This is a genomic window from Mesorhizobium loti, assembly GCF_013170705.1.
Taxonomy (GTDB): Bacteria; Pseudomonadota; Alphaproteobacteria; order Rhizobiales; family Rhizobiaceae; genus Mesorhizobium; species Mesorhizobium loti_D.
The window spans coordinates 1,242,648-1,261,377 of record NZ_CP033334.1; the positions used below are offsets into that span (position 1 = coordinate 1,242,648).

Consider the following 18,730-nt stretch of genomic DNA (forward strand, 5'->3'; position numbering starts at 1 on the left):
TCCGCGCTGCTTACTGCGCGGCCTTGATCTCGCTGACGATCTTGGAATAGTCGCGCTGGGCTTCGCCGACGTCACGCAGCTGCTCGAACTTGACGAGATCGGCCACCGGCATCGCCATGTTGGGGAATTTGGCGAGGAAGTCGGCCGGCAGGCTTTCCATCGCCGGCTTGTTCGGCACCTTGTAGTCGATGTTTTGCGCCGCCCAGGCGTGGTTCTTGGCGTCGAGCATGAAGTTGATGAACTTGAAGGCGTCGTCCTTGTGCTCGGAAGCCTTCATCACCACCATCGTGTCTACCCAGAGATCGGAACCTTCCTTCGGGATGACGTATTTGATCTCGGGTTTTTCGGCGATGCCGTAATTGCACCAGCCGTCCCAGGCCTGCACCATCAGCGCCTCGCCGGAAACCAGCTTCGAATAGAAGGTGGTGTCGTCATAGGCGAGCAAGGTCTTCTTGGCCGAGATCAGCAGGTCCTTGACCTCGGCCATCTTGGCCGGATCGGTCTCGTTGACGGAAAAGCCCTTGTCGAGCTGGCCGGCGGCCAGCAGCCAGCGATCGGTCGCCAGCATGGTGGTCTTGCCCTTCAGCTCGTCGGAAGGGGCGAGCAGGTCGCTCCAACTCGTTGGCGCCGCCTTGACGAGATCCGAGCGGTAGCAGAGGCCCGTCGTGCCCCAGGTGTACGGCACGGAGAACGTGTTGCCGACATCGTGCGGCAGTTTCGTTGCCTCGGGATAGAGGTTGGCGAGGTTGGGGATCTTGGCGTGGTCCATCGGCTCGGTCAGGCCAAGCTTGTTCAGCACTTCGGCGAAGGGCGAGGAAACGAAGACCACGTCATAGCCCTTGCCGCCGGCGGCGATCAGCTTGCCCATGATCTCTTCATTGGTGGCGTGCACCACGACCTCGCCGGAGACGCCGGTCGCGGTCTTGAAGGAGGCCATGGCATCGGGCGCCATGTAGCCGTCCCAGTTGGAGATGACGAGGCCGGCGGCCATTGCCGGTGCGGCGGACAGCGCCAGGGCAAGGCCGACAGCGATTGAAGAAACCTTGAGCGCACGGCGCCGCGGGCTGGTAGCGGTCATGGCAGACTCCCATTCCGGTTGATCGTCGAATTCTGTGCTGGACCGGGTGCGACCCACGCCGCTGCCCTCGATCCTGTTCCCTCGGTCTTTTTATCGCCGATTGCACTGACAGTACTATTGCAGAAAAAAGTACGTCAATCCATAATTTGCCAACCGACCGAGGAATCTGGCCGATTGCGCTTGTCCCGGCGATCGGCCAAACCAGTGAGGTCCCATCCGTCCGCCGAGACCAGTCATGCAAGCCGCAGCCCGACGCCCTCGCACCAACCATCTCGATCTGGCACAGCGCATCCTGGATGTGGCGCGGCAGCGCGGCTTCGAGCCCGGCGCGCGCCTGCCCGAGCAGCAGATCGCTTCGCTGTGCAATGTCTCGCGCACGCCGGTGCGGGCAGCACTCAGCCTGTTGGCGGAACGGGGCGTCGTGCGCTGGGAGGCCGATACCGGTTACCACCTGGCGGTCGACCTCGCCGCGCAGCCGGCTATTGCCACCGAGCTTCCCAGCGCGGAGGAGGACGAGCTTGCCGAGGCGATCCTGCGCGACCGCTCGGCGCGCAGGCTGGACCAGACGGTGACCGCCGCAGCGTTGATGCGACGCTACAATGCCGAGCGGAAGACGGTACTAAAAGCGCTTAATAAACTGACGGAAGAGAATCTGCTGGACCGGGCGCCGGGACAGTCATGGCTGTTCCGCCGCACGCCCGACGATCCGGAGGCGCAAGGCGAAAGCTATGAATTCCGCCTGGTGCTCGAGCCCGTGGCGATCCTGACGCCGGGCTTCCGGCTGGACGGCGCGCGGGCGGCGGCCTTGCGCCAAGGCATGGACGCGCTATCGGCGCTGCCGGATGCCGCCTTCGACACGCGCGAGTTCCAGCGGCTGGATATAGATTTTCACGGCATGATCGCCGAGGGCTGCGCCAATCGCTTCGTCGCCGACGCGCTGGCCGATCACCTCAGGCTGCGCCGGCTGCCGGGCCTCTACGGCGGCGTCAACGTCTTCCGGCTCCGGCAATCCTTGCTGGAACACCTGAACATACTCGACCATCTCGAAAGCCGGCAGTATGAGGTGGCTGCAGATCTGCTTCGCATCCACCTGCGGCTCTCCCGCAACCAGCGACCGCAGGCGGCCAGCCGCGGCGCCCCCGCGCTGTTCGGCATGATCAGCCGGCCGGAATGAAGAGGATTAATTGACGCGTAAAGCCAGCCCGACCATCGCGCTGTTTCCCGAAGCCAGTTTCGGGGCGGCGCTGAATTGCGTCGGCATCGCGCAGGCGTTGCGGGCCAAGGGCGCCAGGCCGGTCTTCATCTGCCATGCCGGCTTCTCCGGCGTCTTTGCCGACTATGGTTTCCAGGAATACCAGCTGCCGACCGACGAGCCGCTGAGCGACAGCGAGCGCCAGAGCTACTGGCAGGCCTTCGTGCGCCGGCACCTGCCGCATTTCAGGCTCAGCCCGATCGACCAGCTCGAAACCTATGTCGCGCCGACCTGGCAGGCGATCGTCGATACGGCGGTCAATGCCGAGGGACCGCTGCGCCAATTGCTGGCGCGGCTGAAGCCGGACGCGGTGGTGCTCGACAATGTCATCATGTTCCCTGCGATCGCCGCCGCCGGCTGTCCCTGGGTGCGCGTCGTCTCCTGCGCGGAGACGGAGCTGCCCGACGCCCAGGTGCCACCCTATCTGTCCGGCCTCGGCGCCGATGATCCGCAACGCGCGGCGTTCGAGGCCCGCTATCTCTCGGCCTCCGCGCCCGCGCATGACCGCTTCAACCGTTTTCGTGTGGACGCCGGCCTGGCGCCGTTGCCGAAGGGCCTGTTCCTGGAAAGTTCGCCCGACCTCAACCTGCTGCTGACGCCGACGATCGTGCGCCGCGAGCGTGCCAAGCCGCTCGATCCGGCCCGCTTCGTCTATCTCGAGGGCTGTGTGCGGTCGGAAGGACCGTTCGAGGTGCCGGTCTTCCCGCGCAATGGCGGACCGCTGGTCTATGTCAGCTTCGGCAGCCTCGGTGCCATGGATGTCGGGCTGATCGAGCGCATGCTCGCCGTCTTCGACAGGCTGCCCGCGCGCTTCATCGTTAATGCCGGCGGCCTGCGCGACGCCTATCGCGCGGTGCCTGACAATGTCTATCTCGACGCCTGGTTTCCGCAGCCTTCGGTGGTGGCGAAGTCAGACCTGTTCATCCACCATGGCGGCAACAACAGCTTTTGCGAGGCGCTGCGCTTCGGCGTGCCGTCGCTGATCATGCCCTATTGCTGGGACGGACACGACAATGCGCGCCGCGCCGAAGAGACCGGCACCGGCGATCATATCGGCCGCGACGGCTGGACCGAGGGAGTATTGGAGAGAGCCATTCTCGGCCTGCTGGCCGATAACGCCATGCGCGCCCGCCTGAGGGACAATGCAGCCCAGATGGCGCTGAAACCCGGAACGGACGTGGCCGCGCAAGCCATACTCTCCCTGATACGGACGTGAACGAAATGCTCGACAAGAACACGAATACCTCTCTCTCCAGCGGCAACGACCCCAAGGCCTGGCTGGGCCAGCACGGCATCAACGAGGTCGAATGCCTGGTGCCCGACATGAACGGCGTGCTGCGCGGCAAGGCGCTGCCGGCGGCAAAATTCCTCAAGGCGCTGGAAGACCGCGCGCTCTATCTGCCAAGCAGCGCCTTCCTGGTCAGCATCGACGGCCGCTATTCCGGCTCGATCGACGAGGGTTTTGCCTATTCGGACCCGGACATGCGCATGGTGCCTGATGTCTCGACGCTGTGCCTGGCGCCCGGCGCTGGGGCGGGGAAAGCCTATGTCTTCGCCGACGCCTTCCACATGGACGGCAGGCCATGGATGGCCTCGCCGCGCCACGTGCTGCGCGCCGTGCTCGATCTCTACCGCCAGCGTGGCTGGCGGGCCGTGGTGGCGCCGGAGGTCGAGTTCTATCTGACCGCGCATAATCCCGATCCGGACAAACCCCTGACCGCGCCGTTCGGGGCCAATGGACGCGCTGAAACCGTGCAGCATCCCTATGACATGGCGGCGCTCGAGGAGTTCGAGCCGGTGATCCGGCGCGTCTATGAGTATGCCGCGGCCGCCGGACTGCCGCTCGACACGCTGATCCACGAATCGGGCACGGCGCAGCTGGAGATCAATCTCCTGCATGGCGACGCGCTGCCGCTGGCCGACCAGGTGCTTTTGTTCAAACGGTTGACGCGCCAGGCCGCGCAGCAATACGGCATGCATGCGACCTTCATGGCCAAGCCGATCGCCGCGCAGGCCGGCAGCTCGATGCATCTGCACATGTCCGTCGTCGACGACGCGGGCAACGCGCTGTTTGCCGGCGCGGATGATGCCGACACCGAGATGTTCGGCCATTTCATCGGCGGCCTGCAGAAATATGTCCCCGAAATCATGCCGCTGTTCGCGCCCAATGTGAACTCGTTCCGCCGCATAAGGCCAAACCACAGCGCGCCGGCCAACATCGAATGGTCGCATGACAATCGCTCCTGCGGCCTGCGCGTGCCGGCCGGCGGGCGCGCCGCGCGGCGGGTGGAGAACCGCTTGCCGGGCGCCGATTCCAATCCGTATCTGGCGATCGCCGGCTCGCTGCTCGCCGGCTATCTCGGCGTCGAGCAGAAGCTGGCGCGCTCGGCCGAGGCGTCGGGCAATGCCTACAAGATCAAGAGCACGCTGCCGAAGACCATGGAGGAGGCGCTCGATCGTTTCGAGGCTTGCGACCCGGTGCGCAAACTGCTCGGCGAGGATTTTTTCCAGACCTATCTGCGCGTCAAGAGCGTCGAGCTCGACCTGTTCCAGAGCGTGGTGACGAGCTGGGAACGCGATCATCTGCTGCTGAAGGTGTGATCATGGCATCTTCGACAGGCTTCAATTCCGGTCTCGATATCGGCAAATCCTACTATGTCGCCACGGCCAATCCGGCGCCTGATCATCCGGCGCTTGCCGGTGATGTCGAGGCCGACTTGGTCGTCGTCGGCGGCGGCTGCACCGGGCTGTCCGCCGCCTTGCATGCCGCCGAGCGCGGCTTGAAGGTGGTGCTGCTCGAAGGCGGCAAGATTGGCTGGGGCGCTTCGGGGCGCAATGGCGGCCAGATGATCCCCGGCCTGCGCAAGGGCGCCAAGGGTCTGGTCAAGCTCTACGGTCCCGAGCGGGCGAAGGTGCTGTTCGACCTCGCCTTCGAGGCGCGCGGCCTGGTGCTCGACATCATCGAGCGCCATGCCATCGATTGCGACGTGAGGCTGACCGGCCATCTGGTCGGCGCGGTCAACGGCTCCGACCTCAAGGATCTGGAAGAAGAGGCCAAATGCCTCGAGAGCGTGATGAAATTTCGCGATGTCGAGATCCTGTCGGCGACGGCCGCACGCGCCAAGGTCGACACGCCCTATCACGGTGCCATGTATGAGCCGCTCGGCGGCCATATGCACCCACTGAACTACACGCTCGGCCTTGCCCGCGCGGCCGTGGCCGCCGGCGTCGTCATCCATGAGAATTCGGTGGCGGTGAAGCTGGAGCGCGAGCCTTCGATCCGCGTCTCGACATCGAAGGGTTCGGCGCGGGCCAAACATGTCGTGCTGGCGGGCGATGCGCTGCTGCACGGGCTGGAGCCGCGCGTCAACAGCCGCATCATGCCGGTCGGCAACTACATCGTCGCCACCGAGCCGCTGGAGGGCAAGCGCAATGTCATCCCGGCCAATGTCGCGGTGTCCGACACACGCTTCGTCGTCAACTACTACCGCATGTCGGCGGATGGCCGCCTGCTTTTCGGCGGCGGGGAGCGCTACACGCCGTCGCCGCCGGCCGACATCGCCGGCTTCGTGCGGCCGCATATGGAAGGCACGTTTCCACAGCTTAGGGGTTGCCGCATCGATCATGCCTGGGGCGGCCTGGTTTCGGTGACGACGTCGCGGCTGCCGCATGTCGGGCACTATGGCGAGGTCTATTTCGCGCATGGCTATTCCGGCAAGGGCGTCATCCTGTCGACACTGTCGGGCAAGCTGCTCGCCGAAGCGATCACCGGCGATGCCTCACGGCTGGATCTGTTCTCGACGCTCACGCCCATGCCGTTCCCCGGCGGCACGGCGCTGCGTGGGCCGCTCTATGTGCTGGGCATGCTGTGGTACGCGATGCGGGACCGGATCAAGCATTGAGGTTGCCGGATGCGGTCTAGACGACAAAAAAATCCTCGATGCGCTCTCTGGCTCCAAGCAGCGCCGGCAGGATTTCCCGCTCCATCTCGGCGACGTTGAATCGCGCCGACTGGGTCGAGACATTGATCGCCGCGACCGTGCGCTTCGCCCGGTCGCGGATCGGCACGGCAATGGAGCGCAGGCCGAGCTCCAGTTCCTCGTCGACGATGGCGAAGCCGTCCGCCTTCGCCTTGCCAATGGCGCCGGCCAGCGCACGCTTATCGGTGATGGTCTTTGGCGTTCGTCTCTCGATGGTCGCCTGGCCGAGAAATGTGTCCAGTTCCCCTGATGTCAGGCCGGCAAGCAGGATCCGTCCCATCGAGGTGCAGTAGGCCGGCAGCCTCGTGCCGACATCGAGCGAGACGCTGAGGATACGGCGGCCGGGAATACGGGCGACGTAGACGACATCCTCGCCCGACAGGATCGCGGCCGAGCAAGCCTCGTTCAGTTGTGCCGCCACGGCCCGCATGATGGGGGCGGCAAAGCTCCACAGGGAGGCGCCGCCGAGCCATGTGCGGGCAACAGCCAGCAGGCGGGGCGACAGCGAAAACACGCGGCCGGCCTGTGTGGCATAGCCCGTGGCAACCAAGGTCAGCAGGAAGCGGCGGGCGCCGGCGCGGGTCAGGCCCGCCTCCTCGGCCATTTCGGTCAGCGTCATGCCCGCCGGATGCCGGGCCAGGATTTCCATGACGGCAAGGCCGCGTTCGAGCGAGCCGACATGATCGCGGGAAGGGGTCTCGTCGTTCATCTCGCCTCCGCGCAAGGGCGTTGTCGCCAGGATTGACTCCGCGCCCTTAATCGGACTAGAAGTATCGCATATAAAACATATGTTCGCAATACGAACTTTTTGGATTGGAGCCCTGGCGATGGTCAAGTTCCTGCCGCTCAAGCAGGCCGTTGCGGAGAATCTGAACAATGGCGACTCCGTCGCCTTCGAGGGCTTCACCCATCTGATCCCGACAGCCGCCGCGCATGAGGCGATCCGCCAGGGATTTCGCGACCTGACCCTGATCCGCATGACGCCGGACCTGATCTACGACCAGATGATCGGCATGGGCATGGCGAAGAAGATCGTCTTCTCCTATGTCGGCAATCCCGGCGTCGGCCTGCTGCGGCGCGCGCGCGACGCCATCGAGAACGGTTTTCCCCGGCCGATCGAGGTCGAGGAGCACAGCCATGCCGGCATGGCCAATGCCTATGAGGCGGGTGCGGCCGGCCTGCCCTGCGCGGTGTTCCGTGGCTATCGCGGCGCAGGCCTCGCGGCGGTCAACCCGAACATAAAGTCGGTTACGTGTCCGTTCACCGGCGAGGGGCTGGCGGCGGTTCCTTCGATCCGTCCCGACGTCACCTTCATCCATGCGCAGAAGGCCGACAAGAAAGGCAATGTGCTGGTCGAGGGCATTATCGGCATTCAGAAGGAAGCGGTGCTGGCGGCCAAACGCGCCGTGGTGACCGTCGAGGAAGTGGTCGACAATTTCGACGATCTCCATCCCAATCTGACGGTGCTGCCACGCTGGACGATCGCGGCGATCTCCGTCGTGCCGGGCGGATCGCACCCATCCTACGCGCATGGCTATTACGCACGCGACAACGCCGCCTATCTGGAGTGGGACGAGATCGCCGCCGACCGTGAGAAATTCCAGGCCTGGATGCAGGCAAACGTCATCGAGAAGAGCGCCGGTGACTTCGCCGGACGTGTCGAGCATCTGAGGAAAGCGGCATGAGCGCGACAGGCTTCACCCCCAACGAGATGATGACCATTGCCGCCAGCCGCGCGTTGAAGAACGACGATGTCTGCTTCGTCGGCATCGGTGCGCCGTCCGCCGCCTGCAATGTGGCACGTCTGACGCATGCGCCCGACATCACGCTGATCTATGAGAGCGGCACGATCGGCACCGCGCCTGACGTGCTGCCATTGTCGATCGGCGATGGCGAATTGTGCGAAACCGCTGTCACCACCGTCGCGGTGCCGGAAATGTTCCGCTACTGGCTGCAGGGTGGCCGCATCTCGATCGGTTTCCTGGGGGCTGCCCAGCTCGACAAGTTCGGCAACATCAACACCACGGTGATCGGCGATTATTTCCATCCCAAGACCAGGCTGCCCGGCGGTGGCGGCGCGCCGGAGATCGCGACCTCGTCGAAGGAAATCTACATCACCATGGCGCAGACCAAGCGTGGCATGGTCGAAAAGATCGACTTCTTCACGTCCTTCGGCCATGGCGAGGGCGGCGACCATCGCCAGCGGCTGGGCATCGACACATCGGGCCCGACCTTGCTGATCACCGATCTCGCCATCTGGAAGCCGGACCCGGTGACCAAGGAATTCACCGTCGTGTCGCTGCATCCGGGCGTCACCCGCCAGCAGGTGCAGGAAAGCTGTGGCTGGGTCGTTAAGTTCGCCGAGGCGCTTGACGAAACACCGGCGCCAAGCGAACTCGAACTCAATACACTGCGCGACCTGCAGGCCCGCACCAGGGCGGCGCATGAGGGAACCGGAAAAGCAAAGGCTGCATGACATGGCCGAGGCCTATATCTGCGACTATATCCGCACGCCGATCGGCCGCTTCGGCGGTTCGCTGTCCTCGGTACGCGCGGACGATCTCGGCGCCATCCCGCTGAAGGCGCTGATCGAGCGCAATGCCGGCATCGAGTGGCAGGCGGTCGATGATGTCGTCTATGGCTGCGCCAACCAGGCCGGCGAGGACAACCGCAACGTCGCGCGCATGGCGCTGCTGCTGGCCGGCCTGCCGAAGGAGATCCCGGGTTCGACCGTCAACCGCCTGTGCGGGTCGGGCATGGACGCGCTGACCATCGCCGCCCGCGCCATCAAGGCCGGCGAGGCGGAATTGATGATCGCCGGCGGCGTCGAATCGATGAGCCGGGCGCCATTCGTCATGCCCAAGGCCGACACGGCGTTTTCGCGCAATGCCGAGATTTACGACACCACCATCGGCTGGCGCTTCGTCAACCCGCTGATGAAAAAGCAGTACGGGGTCGATTCGATGCCTGAAACCGGCGAGAACGTCGCCGAGGATTTTGCCGTTTCGCGCGCGGACCAGGACGCCTTTGCCGTGCGCAGCCAGGACAAGGCCGTCGCCGCGCAGGCCAATGGAAGGCTGGCCAAGGAGATCACGCCGGTGACGATCCCGCAGCGCAAGGGCGATGCCGTCGTCGTCTCGAAGGACGAGCATCCCCGTGCCGGCACCACGGTCGAGACGTTGGCCAAGTTGCCGACGCCGTTCCGTCAGGGCGGCACGGTGACGGCCGGCAATGCCTCCGGCGTCAATGACGGAGCGGCGGCGCTGATCGTTGCTTCCGAGGCCGCTGTGAAGAAATACGGCCTGACGCCGATCGCCCGCATCCTTGGCGGCGCTGCCGCCGGCGTCGCGCCGCGCATCATGGGCATCGGCCCGGCGCCGGCCACCGAGAAACTGTGCGCCCGGCTTGGCCTGACGCCAAAAGAATTCGATGTCATCGAGCTCAACGAAGCCTTTGCCTCGCAAGGCATCGCCGTGCTGCGCCAGCTCGGCATCGCCGAGGATGCACCGCACGTCAATCCGAATGGCGGCGCCATCGCGCTTGGCCATCCCCTGGGCATGTCGGGCGCACGCATCTCCGGTACGGCTGCGCTGGAACTGCGCGAACGTGGCGGCCGCTATGCCCTGGCCACCATGTGCATCGGCGTCGGCCAGGGCATCGCCATCGCGCTCGAAACGGTCTGATCGCGCGCTCCCCTGGCTTGCCGAAATCATGGTCGGATTCGGCGCGTCGCCAAATTTGACCATGTGGACAAAAGCCCGGCCTCGTTCCATAGTTCCCCGCGCATGACCCCGAAAATCGAAATCGATTTTCCGAAAGGATCATGCGCAGAACTAAGAAGCTACAGCGTCCTTTGCGCGTCCGAGGGACGCGCGGCGCTGTAGGCTGATTTCTAGAACAGCCGGCTCGACACGGCTGTCGAACAGAGGGGACTGCAATGGAAAACCGGAAGACCAAATTCCAATCGACACGCGAAGGGATTTCGCGACGCAATGTGCTGGAACTCGGCGCGCTTGGCCTGGCAGCGGCGATGCTGCCGGGCGCAGCCTTCGCCAAGGACAAGAAACTGAAGGTGGCGGCGATCTTCGCCACGCCGATCGAGGAGCCCTGGGACAACCAGATCCATGTCGCCCTGCAGAAGGCCGAGAAGGAACTGGGTATCGAATACAAATGGTCCGAGAAGGTGCAGACCGCCGATTTCAGCCGCGTCATGCGCGAATATGCGCAAGGCGGCTACCAGCTGGTGCTGGGCGACGCCTTCGCCGCCGAGCGCGAGTCGCGCCGCACGGCCAAGCAGTTCCCCAAGACGGCCTGGCTGTTCGGCTCGGGCGCCGGTCCGGCGGAGCCCAATTTCGGTGTCTTCGACAACTGGATCCATGAGCCGGCCTATCTCTCGGGCATGATCGCCGGCAAGATGTCGAAATCGGGCACGGTCGGCGCCGTGGCGGCGATGGGCATTCCGGAAGTGAACCGGCTGGTCAACGCTTTCTTTGCCGGCGCCAAGGAGGTCAATCCGAACGTCAAGAAGAAGGTCGCCTTCATCGGCTCCTTCTTCGATCCGCCGAAGGCCAAGGAGGCCGCGGTGGCGCAGATCGATGCCGGTGTCGACGTCATCTATGCCGAGCGCTTCGGCGTCATCGAGGCGGCGGTCGAAAAGAAGATCTACGCCATCTCCAACATGTCCGACCAGTCGAGCCTCGGCCCCGACACGGTCATCACCGGCCCGGTCTGGGATATGTATCCGACCGTCGAACAGGCGATCAAACTGGTCAAGGCCGGGGTCTACACCGCGCAGGACTATGGCGATTTCTCGCGCATGGCCAAGGGCGGCTCCTATCTCGCCCCGTACCACAAGTTCGACAAGACGCTGCCGGCTGACGTCAAGGACCTGGTCGAGAAGAAGAAGGCCGAAATCCTGGAAGGCAATTTCCGCGTCGACGTCGACGAGAACACGCCGGTTTCGGATTAGAGCGGATTTCCCTCCCCCTTGAGGGGAGGGTGGCCCGCAGGACCGGTGGGGTCCGCCGCGCCGCGCTCCATCTTGTTAAGTTATAGGTTGAGGCAGCCGAGGTTACCCCTCCCGCCTCGCTTCGCTCGGCACCCTCCCCTCGAGGGGGAGGGGCATCTCCGCAGGAGTCCCCTTGCCCGCCCCACTCATCGAAATGCGCGGCATCACCAAGAGCTTCGGCGCCGTCAAGGCGAACGAGGCCGTCGACCTCAGCGTCGCGCCGGGCGAGATCCTTGGCCTGCTGGGTGAGAACGGCGCCGGCAAGACGACGCTGATGAACGTGCTGTTCGGCGCCTACGCGCCGGACGCCGGCGAAATCCTGATCCAGGGCCGGCCAGTGAGGATCACCAGTTCGGCCGATGCGCTGGCCGCCGGCATCGGCATGGTGCACCAGCATTTTCATCTTGCGCCACGGCTGACGGTCCTGGAAAATCTGCTCATCGGCATCCCGGGAAAATCCGGGCGGATCGATCGCGCCGGCGGGCTGGCGCGGTTGGCCGAAATCAGCCGCCAGCATGGGCTGACGCTTGATCCCGATCTGCCGGTTTCGGCGCTGTCGGTCGGCGAACAGCAGCGGCTGGAGATCGTCAAGGCGCTGTTTCGCGGCGCCAGGCTGTTGATCCTCGACGAGCCGACGGCGGTGCTCGCGCCAAGCGAGGTCGACGGACTGTTTTCAGCGCTGCGCTCGATGGCGGCACAGGGCCTCGGCATCATCTTCATCTCGCACAAGCTCAACGAGGTGCGGGCGCTCACCCATCGCTGCACCGTGCTGCGGCACGGCCGTGTCGCGGGTCGTGTCGACGATCCGGCCAACACCACGTCGGCGGCGATGGCGCAACTGATGTGCGGCCACGAAATCGTGCCGCCGGCAAGGGGCGCGTCGACGCCCGGTGCCGACGTGCTGACGCTCGACGGCATTTCCACCTCGCGTCATTCAGGCACAGTGCTGCGCGACGTGTCGCTTGCCGTTCGCGCCGGTGAAATCCTCGGCATTGCCGGCGTGTCGGGCAATGGCCAGCGGGCGCTGGCGGAGGTGATCTCCGGCGTGCGCGCGCCCGATGCCGGCCGGATGACGATCGCCGGCCAGAAGGTGTCGCGGTTCTCGCCGCGCGAGGTGCAGGCGCTTGGCCTCGGCCGCATCCCGGAAGACCGCATGACGACCGGCCTGGTCACCAATCTGCCGCTCGCCGATTCCATGGTGCTGCCGCGCATTGGCACCGCCGCGTTTTCAGCCAAGGGCCTGCTCAAGCCTGACGCGATCCGCGCCTTCGCCGAGGCGCAGATCAAGGCCTATGATATCAGGTGCCCCGGGCCGATGACCCGAGCCGGGGCGCTGTCCGGCGGCAATCTGCAAAAGGCGCTCCTGGCGCGCGAGCTCGCCTTCGATCCGAAGGTGCTGATCGTTTCCCAGCCGACGCGCGGCCTCGACATCGGCGCCGCCCGCTTCATCCACGAAAAATTTCTCGACATGCGGACCAAGGGCTGCGGCATCATCGTCATCGGCGAGGATCTCGAAGAACTGCTCGTTCTCTGCGACCGCATCGCGGTGATGTATGAGGGCCGCATCGTCGGCACGCTCGACAGCGCTGATGCGACGATCGCGCGGCTCGGCCTGATGATGACCGGGGCGGAGGGCCACAGCTGATGTTTCGCCTGGAAGTCCGCACCTCCACGCCCGCCTGGTTCAATCTGGCACTGCCGTTGCTGGCGATCGGCGCCACGCTTGTCCTGTGCAGCGGCCTCATCGCGCTGGCCGGCGCCGGCGTGCTCGAATCCTACGGGGTGATGTTCACGGCCTCGCTCGGCGACAGCTATGCTATCACCGAAACGCTGGTGCGCGCCGCACCGATGATCTTCACCGGGCTGGCGGTCGCCGTCGCCTTCCGCGCCAAATTCTGGAACATCGGCGCTGAAGGGCAATTGCTGGCCGGCGCGGTCGCCAGCTGCTTCGTCGGCGCGATCCCGATGCCGGGGGCGCTCGCCATGCTGCTGATGGCTGTCGCGGGTGCCGCCGCCGGAGCTGCCGTCGCCCTTGTTCCCGCGACGCTGCGGGTCAAGTTCAGGGTTGACGATGTGGTCAGCTCGCTGCTGCTCAACTCGGTCATCTACTACGCGCTGATGGCGCTGATCGAAGGGCCGTGGAAGGATAGTTTCAGCGGCTATCCGATCTCGCCGCCGATCGAGGATTCGGCCAACTTTCCGGTGCTGATCGAAGGCACGCGCCTGCATCTCGGCGTCGTGGTGGCGCTGATCGCCGCGCCTCTGATCTGGTTCCTGATCGCGCGCACGACGCTTGGCTTCAGGATCAGGGTCACCGGCGAGAATCCGGAAGCTGCACGCTATGGCGGCATCCATGTCGAACGCGTGCTGCTGTCGACCGCGCTGCTGTCGGGTGCGCTGGCCGGGCTTGCCGGCGTCGGCGAAGTCGGCGGCGTGCATTTCCAGGTGATGAGCGACATCTCGCCGGGCTATGGCTATTCCGGCATCGTCGTTGCCATGCTGGCGCGCCTCAACCCGCTGGGCGTGGTGCCGGCGGCGATCTTCCTCGCCGCCGTGATGACCGGCGCCGAGGCGATGTCGCGGGCAACCGGCGTGCCGGCCTTCCTCAGCGATGTCATCCAGGGGACAGCGCTGCTCGCCATGCTGGTGGCACTGCTGTTCACCGCCTATCGCATCCGCCGCGTGGGGACAGCCTCATGAGCGCGGTGTTCGAACAGATCTTCCAGGTCGGCTTCCTGGCCGCCATCATCCGCATCGCCACACCGCTGGCCTTCGCCACCCTGGGCGAAATGTTCTCCGAGCGGGCTGGCGTGCTCAATCTCGGCATCGAAGGCATCATGCTGCTTTGCGCGATGACCGGCTTCACCGCCACCAGCCTGAGCGGCAGCTTGTGGCTCGGCGTGCTGGTCGCGGTGCTGACGGGCATGCTGATGGGCGCGCTGCATGCGCTGTTCACGGTGGCGCTTGGCCTCAGCCAGCATGTCTGCGGCATCGGCGTCACTTTGTTCTCGTCGGGCCTTGCCTATTTCCTCTACCGGCTGATTTTCGGCCAGCAATCGGTGCCGCCAAGCATCAAGGGTTTTCAGACGCTGCCGATCCCGATCCTCTCCGACATTCCGGTGATAGGGCCGGCGGTGTTCAACCAGTTCGCCCTGGTCTACATGGCGATCCTTGCCATCCCGCTCGCCGCCTTCGTGCTCTACCGCACGCCGTGGGGCCTGTCGGTGCGCATGGTCGGCGAGAACCCGCGCGCGGCGGACTCGGCTGGCGTCAGCGTCATTGCCACCCGCTTCCAGGCCGTCATTCTCGGCGGGGCGCTGATGGGGCTCGCCGGCGCCTTCCTGTCGATGGCGCAGTTCAACGCCTTCACCTTCGGCGTGGTGTCGGGGCGTGGCTGGGTGGCGATCGCGCTCGTCGTGTTCGGCCGCTGGGACCCGTGGCGCTCGGCGGGCGCGGCGCTGCTGTTCGCCTTCGTCGATGCGCTGCAGCTGCGCATGCAGGCGAGCGGGCTCGGGCATATACCCTACGAAGCATTCCTGATGCTGCCCTTCATCTTCACCATCGTCGCGATGGCTGTGATGTCGCGCAATGCGGTGGCGCCGTCGGCGCTGCTGAAGCCGTTTCGAAGGGAAGAGCGGTAGGACCCGGTTCCTCTCCCCCGATCGACGGGGTAGAGGAAGGGCGCCAAGCTGTCCCTTGGAAAGCCTCACATCGCGGTAAAACCGTTGTCGACGAACAGATGCGCGCCGTTGACGAAGCTGGCCTCGTCACTGGCGAGATACAGCGCTGCCTTCGCCACTTCTTCAGGCTCGCCGATGCGCCCCTGCTGCGCGGCGAGTGCCGCATCCGAAACGTCGACGCCAAGCTTGCCGAGGTCGGCGACCTCGCGCAGGCCGTGCGGCGTCCTGATAAAGCCGGGGCAGACGGCGTTGCAGCGGATGTTGCGGTCACGGAACTCGACGGCGATGGCGCGGGCGAACATGTGGCAGGCGCCCTTGGTGGTGTCGTAGAGCACCTCCATCGGTGTCGCCGCCACCGCCGAGATCGAGGAGGTGCAGACGATCGAGCCGCCGCCGGCCGCGATCATGCCGGGCAGCACGGCGCGGGTCATCAGGAACATGGAGCGGACATTGACGGCATGCAGCCAGTCCCATTCCTGCACGGTCGTCTCCAGGAACGGCTTAATCACGATGGTGCCGGCATGGTTGAACAGCACCGTGACCGGCCCGAGTTTCTCCGCCGCGCCCTTTACCGCCGCCTGAACCTGGGCTTCGTCGGATACGTCGGCGACAAAATGCTCGGCTATGTGTCCGCGCGCGCGGATCGCCGCCGCCGTTGCCGCGGCCGCCTCGCCATTGCGGTCGATGATCGCCACCTTGGCGCCTTCGACCGCGAACAGCTCCGAGGCCGCTCCGCCCATTCCCGTCGCGCCGCCCGAGATGATGGCGACCTTGCCGGCCAGTCTTGTGCCCATGACTTTTTACTCCCGTCCCGTTTCAGTGACTTTTCGTCTTCGATCGCAATGCTATCCCTCGCGCTCGGGATGGCCAAGGGAGCCACCGGAGACAGCGAATTCCTCTTCCGGCGACAGCACCAGGCGATGGCGGCGGTAGAAGGCGAAGTAGGCGAGGCCGATCGCATACCACACCGCCGCCGCGATCGCCGCCCAGCGGTAGAGCGGATCGAAGAACTGGTAAGCCAGCGTCACGATGCAGATCAGGATCGTGGCGTAGGCGCCGAACTTGCCGAGCGGGCTGGCGAAGGGGCGGGCAATCGAGGCATAGAGCGTGCGCAGGCGCAGGTATGCGATGCTCTGCAGGATGTAGGACACCATCCCGGCGAAGACGATCATCGAGACCAGGAAGCCGCCCATGAAGGCGACATTGTTCTCGCCGCCGAGATACCAGACCACGAGCAGCATCAGCAGCGCCATGGCGGAGCCGGTGGCAAGCGCCCGGTTGGGTGTCTTGGTGCGGGCGCCAGTCACCGAAAGTGCCGTCGGCAGATAGCCGGCGCGCGACAGGGAGTAGATGTTGCGGCCGGAGGCAAAACTGCCGGCGAAAAAGCTCGCGGCAAGGCCGAGCACCGCGACCGAAGCCAAAAGCTTGGCCCAGCCGTCGCCGAATATGGTGCGGAAGCCGTCAAGCAGGGGTTCGCCGGAAGAGCCCATGGCGTGCGCGCCATGCGGGATCGAGGCGCTGAAGAACAGAACCCCGAGTGCCAGCGCGATCAGCGTCACGATCGACAGGATCAGCGCACGCGGCATGTCGCGGGTGGGGTTCTTGGCCTCCTCGGCCGTCAGCGGCAGCTGTTCGACGGCCAGGAACATGTAGACGCCGAAGGGCAGGGCCAGCATCACGCCGGTGAAGCCGAAGGGCAACCAGGGGCCGTTGCCGTCCGCCAGTGCCGCCGGACCGTCCGCCGCCGCGCCGATGTTCAGCGCGTATCTGAAGAAGTCGACATGCGGGATGGCGACGACGAAGAAGAACACGAGCACGGCGATCGCCGCGACGGTCACATAGATCACCACCTTCATCGACAGTTCGAGGCCGCGTAGCGACAGGCCGAGCATCACGACGTAGCCGGCCACCCACCACAACGGCAGCGCGCTTTGAGGCGTGCCGAAGATCGCGGCGAGATAGGAGCTCATGAAGAACATGTTGGCGGCCGGCGCCAGCACGAACTCGATGTTCTCGGCGAGGCCGGTTGTGAAGCCGCCCCAGGGGCCGAGCGCGGTGCGCGAGAAGGAATAGGCGCCGCCAGTATGCGGCAAGGCGGCGCTCATCTCGCCGATCGAGCAGCACAGGCAGATATACATGAAGCCGATGATCAACGCGGCCAGCAGCATGCCGCCGAAGCCTCCTTGCGCGAGGCCGATGTTCCAACCGGAATATTCGCCGGCCACCACGGCGCCGACGCCCATCATCCACAGCGAGAACAGGCCGGCGTGGCGCTGCAATTGGCGCTGTTCGAAATACTGCTTGTCGACGGTCTGGTAGGTAACGCCGGCCGTGCCGCGCTCCATTGCTTGCTCTGTCATCGCTGTTCCCCTTCGTTTCCAGCGAAGCGTGGCCGCTTCGCTCTCTTGCGATCGGGGCATAGTTCAAGAGCACGCCGCCAGCGTATATATCCCCAAGGAGATATGTTGCGCGCGAACCGCGACGCGCAGGATGTGCAGGCAAGGAAGCGAGGATGGGTTCACTGGAAATGGCGGCGCTGGCGGGCTGGCATGATGCCTTGCCGGAGCTGGTGTCGATGATCGGAAAACCGGGCTTTGCCGGAAGGCTCGATAGCGCCTTGCGCGAGGTAGCCCCCTTCGATCTCAGCTGTGCGTTCGCCTATCCCGGCCGCGACCGGCCGATGTTCCTGCACGATGGGCTGGGCGCGGTGTCCTCGACCCAGATCATGACCAATTACCTCAACGGAACCTATCTGCTCGATGCCGTCTATTCGGCCTGCCTGCGCCGCGCGCCGCAAGGGCTGCATCGCCTCGCCGACCTGGCGCCGGACGCTTTCTTCGAGGGCGAATATTACAATTCGCCCGATGTGCATCCCTGCATTTCGATGGAATCGGGTACGCTGGCGGAGGAGATCGTCTTCCTCGTTCCGGTCCAGGGCAGCTTCTATATCGCCTATTCGCTGCTGCGGGCAAATGGCAGCCCGGCTTTCCGCGAGAAGGACTTCGAGCGGCTGCAGCGGACGGCGCCGATGGTGACCAGCCTGGCGCAACGGCATTGGGAGCATCTGGCGCCGGCCGGTTCGGACAGCGAGCCGGCCCAGCAGCCCACCGGCCAGGATGTCGAACAGGCGTTCGAGACCTTCGCGCCGTCGCGGCTGACGCGGCGCGAGCAAGGCATCGTCAGCCTGATCCTGCGCGGCCATTCCTCGATGTCGATCGGCCGCATCCTGGAGATCGCCGAGGGCACGGTGAAGATCCATCGCAAGCACATCTATGCCAAACTCGACATTTCCAGCCAGACGGAACTGTTCAACCTGTTCATCAAGCATCTGCTGGCGGGCCGATGACCCGCCGATGGGCCTGAAGAACATCGCAAGCCGGTGATCCAGCTGGCTTTTTGCGTCGGACGAACAGACCCGGATAGGCTAAATCCCGGTTGAGAATACCGATTCTCCCGAGATTTTGAGAAATTTATTCCAGTAAATGGCGTAAAATAGCAATCGACAAAGTCTACAAGTTTTATAGATTAACGGGCGAGACGGAGGTCGATATGTCCTATATCCAGAACGCTCAGACTGACAGCAGCGGCCAGAGGCTGGCCAACGCCCAGACCTTTCGCCCGGCCTATGCCGGAGCTTTCGCCTATCTCGTCTTTGCCCTTGCGTTCGTGTTCACCGGGGCCGTCGTTCTGGGCCTTATTCCCTAAGGCGTCAGACCGGCAGGGGTTAGTTTC

General features: G+C 64.9%; 17 protein-coding genes. 13 read left to right on the top strand and 4 right to left on the bottom strand.

Going from position 1 to position 18,730, the window contains the following annotated elements; genetic code table 11:
- Positions 1 to 10: 10 nt before the first annotated feature.
- Positions 11 to 1,078, bottom strand: coding sequence for a polyamine ABC transporter substrate-binding protein (locus EB815_RS05990; RefSeq protein ID WP_056574869.1), 1,068 nt, complete (start codon positions 1,076 to 1,078; stop codon positions 11 to 13).
- 235 nt (positions 1,079 to 1,313) lie between these two features.
- Here EB815_RS05990 and EB815_RS05995 point away from each other — a divergent pair, with 235 nt between their 5' ends.
- From EB815_RS05995 to EB815_RS06010, 4 genes are read left to right on the top strand one after another with little or no spacing between them, the layout of a single operon-like run.
- Positions 1,314 to 2,252: a GntR family transcriptional regulator gene (locus tag EB815_RS05995; RefSeq protein WP_056574872.1), complete on the top strand. Its 939-nt coding sequence runs from the start codon at positions 1,314 to 1,316 to the stop codon at positions 2,250 to 2,252.
- Between the two features lie 10 nt (positions 2,253 to 2,262).
- Positions 2,263 to 3,546 (top strand): glycosyltransferase, encoded by a 1,284-nt coding sequence (locus EB815_RS06000; protein WP_056574875.1) that lies wholly within the window; start codon positions 2,263 to 2,265, stop codon positions 3,544 to 3,546.
- A 5-nt stretch (positions 3,547 to 3,551) separates the two neighbouring features.
- Positions 3,552 to 4,931 carry a glutamine synthetase family protein gene (locus EB815_RS06005; RefSeq protein WP_056576417.1) on the top strand — a complete coding sequence of 460 codons (1,380 nt, stop codon included), beginning with the start codon at positions 3,552 to 3,554 and terminating at the stop codon, positions 4,929 to 4,931.
- Between the two features lie 2 nt (positions 4,932 to 4,933).
- The gene (locus EB815_RS06010) at positions 4,934 to 6,232 is read left to right on the top strand and encodes an NAD(P)/FAD-dependent oxidoreductase (RefSeq protein WP_056574878.1); all 1,299 of its coding nucleotides are present in this window, start codon (positions 4,934 to 4,936) and stop codon (positions 6,230 to 6,232) included.
- Positions 6,233 to 6,248: 16 nt separating this feature from the next.
- Here the strand turns inward: EB815_RS06010 and EB815_RS06015 are convergent, their stop codons facing one another.
- The gene (locus tag EB815_RS06015; protein ID WP_056574882.1) at positions 6,249 to 7,019 is read right to left on the bottom strand and encodes an IclR family transcriptional regulator domain-containing protein; all 771 of its coding nucleotides are present in this window, start codon (positions 7,017 to 7,019) and stop codon (positions 6,249 to 6,251) included.
- Positions 7,020 to 7,137: 118 nt separating this feature from the next.
- Between EB815_RS06015 and EB815_RS06020 the strand changes: the two genes are divergently transcribed.
- The 7 genes from EB815_RS06020 to EB815_RS06050 all read left to right on the top strand — a co-directional run bounded on the left by EB815_RS06020 (position 7,138) and on the right by EB815_RS06050 (position 14,959).
- Positions 7,138 to 7,995: a CoA transferase subunit A gene (locus EB815_RS06020; RefSeq protein ID WP_056574885.1), complete on the top strand. Its 858-nt coding sequence runs from the start codon at positions 7,138 to 7,140 to the stop codon at positions 7,993 to 7,995.
- Entirely contained in the window at positions 7,992 to 8,786 is a 795-nt protein-coding gene (locus tag EB815_RS06025) for a CoA-transferase subunit beta (RefSeq protein ID WP_056574888.1), read from the top strand. The genes EB815_RS06020 and EB815_RS06025 overlap by 4 nt, the downstream gene beginning before the upstream one ends.
- A 1-nt stretch (position 8,787) precedes the next feature.
- The gene (pcaF, locus tag EB815_RS06030) at positions 8,788 to 9,993 is read left to right on the top strand and encodes a 3-oxoadipyl-CoA thiolase (RefSeq protein ID WP_056574891.1); all 1,206 of its coding nucleotides are present in this window, start codon (positions 8,788 to 8,790) and stop codon (positions 9,991 to 9,993) included.
- A 254-nt stretch (positions 9,994 to 10,247) separates the two neighbouring features.
- Complete coding sequence (locus tag EB815_RS06035; RefSeq protein ID WP_056574893.1) at positions 10,248 to 11,279, top strand: BMP family protein; 1,032 nt, start codon at positions 10,248 to 10,250, stop codon at positions 11,277 to 11,279.
- A 172-nt stretch (positions 11,280 to 11,451) separates the two neighbouring features.
- A complete protein-coding gene (locus EB815_RS06040) occupies positions 11,452 to 12,963 on the top strand; it encodes an ABC transporter ATP-binding protein (RefSeq protein ID WP_056574897.1) in 1,512 nt (503 codons plus the stop codon).
- On the top strand, positions 12,963 to 14,018 hold the full coding sequence (locus EB815_RS06045) for an ABC transporter permease (protein ID WP_056574901.1): 1,056 nt from the start codon (positions 12,963 to 12,965) through the stop codon (positions 14,016 to 14,018). Before EB815_RS06040 ends, EB815_RS06045 begins: the two co-directional genes overlap by 1 nt.
- Positions 14,015 to 14,959, top strand: a complete 945-nt coding sequence (locus EB815_RS06050) for an ABC transporter permease (protein WP_056574904.1) — start codon at positions 14,015 to 14,017, stop codon at positions 14,957 to 14,959. The genes EB815_RS06045 and EB815_RS06050 overlap by 4 nt, the downstream gene beginning before the upstream one ends.
- 65 nt (positions 14,960 to 15,024) lie before the next feature.
- Here EB815_RS06050 and EB815_RS06055 read toward each other — a convergent pair whose 3' ends face one another.
- The gene (locus EB815_RS06055; RefSeq protein WP_056574907.1) at positions 15,025 to 15,792 is read right to left on the bottom strand and encodes an SDR family NAD(P)-dependent oxidoreductase; all 768 of its coding nucleotides are present in this window, start codon (positions 15,790 to 15,792) and stop codon (positions 15,025 to 15,027) included.
- 51 nt (positions 15,793 to 15,843) lie between these two features.
- Positions 15,844 to 17,343 carry an amino acid permease gene (locus EB815_RS06060; protein WP_056574910.1) on the bottom strand — a complete coding sequence of 500 codons (1,500 nt, stop codon included), beginning with the start codon at positions 17,341 to 17,343 and terminating at the stop codon, positions 15,844 to 15,846.
- Positions 17,344 to 17,510: 167 nt separating this feature from the next.
- Between EB815_RS06060 and EB815_RS06065 the strand changes: the two genes are divergently transcribed.
- Together EB815_RS06065 and EB815_RS06070 are read left to right on the top strand one after the other, a co-directional pair.
- Positions 17,511 to 18,344: a helix-turn-helix transcriptional regulator gene (locus EB815_RS06065; protein WP_065005491.1), complete on the top strand. Its 834-nt coding sequence runs from the start codon at positions 17,511 to 17,513 to the stop codon at positions 18,342 to 18,344.
- Positions 18,345 to 18,547: 203 nt separating this feature from the next.
- A complete protein-coding gene (locus EB815_RS06070) occupies positions 18,548 to 18,703 on the top strand; it encodes a hypothetical protein (protein WP_010912229.1) in 156 nt (51 codons plus the stop codon).
- Positions 18,704 to 18,730 lie beyond the last annotated feature (27 nt).

Coding starts and splice junctions, on each gene's coding strand:
- EB815_RS05990 (WP_056574869.1), bottom strand. CDS start 1,078: ATGACCGCTACCAGCCCGCGGCGCCGTGCGCTCAAGGTTTCTTCAATC.
- EB815_RS05995 (WP_056574872.1), top strand. CDS start 1,314: ATGCAAGCCGCAGCCCGACGCCCTCGCACCAACCATCTCGATCTGGCA.
- EB815_RS06005 (WP_056576417.1), top strand. CDS start 3,552: ATGCTCGACAAGAACACGAATACCTCTCTCTCCAGCGGCAACGACCCC.
- EB815_RS06010 (WP_056574878.1), top strand. CDS start 4,934: ATGGCATCTTCGACAGGCTTCAATTCCGGTCTCGATATCGGCAAATCC.
- EB815_RS06015 (WP_056574882.1), bottom strand. CDS start 7,019: ATGAACGACGAGACCCCTTCCCGCGATCATGTCGGCTCGCTCGAACGC.
- EB815_RS06020 (WP_056574885.1), top strand. CDS start 7,138: ATGGTCAAGTTCCTGCCGCTCAAGCAGGCCGTTGCGGAGAATCTGAAC.
- EB815_RS06025 (WP_056574888.1), top strand. CDS start 7,992: ATGAGCGCGACAGGCTTCACCCCCAACGAGATGATGACCATTGCCGCC.
- pcaF (WP_056574891.1), top strand. CDS start 8,788: ATGGCCGAGGCCTATATCTGCGACTATATCCGCACGCCGATCGGCCGC.
- EB815_RS06035 (WP_056574893.1), top strand. CDS start 10,248: ATGGAAAACCGGAAGACCAAATTCCAATCGACACGCGAAGGGATTTCG.
- EB815_RS06045 (WP_056574901.1), top strand. CDS start 12,963: ATGTTTCGCCTGGAAGTCCGCACCTCCACGCCCGCCTGGTTCAATCTG.
- EB815_RS06050 (WP_056574904.1), top strand. CDS start 14,015: ATGAGCGCGGTGTTCGAACAGATCTTCCAGGTCGGCTTCCTGGCCGCC.
- EB815_RS06055 (WP_056574907.1), bottom strand. CDS start 15,792: ATGGGCACAAGACTGGCCGGCAAGGTCGCCATCATCTCGGGCGGCGCG.
- EB815_RS06060 (WP_056574910.1), bottom strand. CDS start 17,343: ATGGAGCGCGGCACGGCCGGCGTTACCTACCAGACCGTCGACAAGCAG.
- EB815_RS06065 (WP_065005491.1), top strand. CDS start 17,511: ATGGGTTCACTGGAAATGGCGGCGCTGGCGGGCTGGCATGATGCCTTG.
- EB815_RS06070 (WP_010912229.1), top strand. CDS start 18,548: ATGTCCTATATCCAGAACGCTCAGACTGACAGCAGCGGCCAGAGGCTG.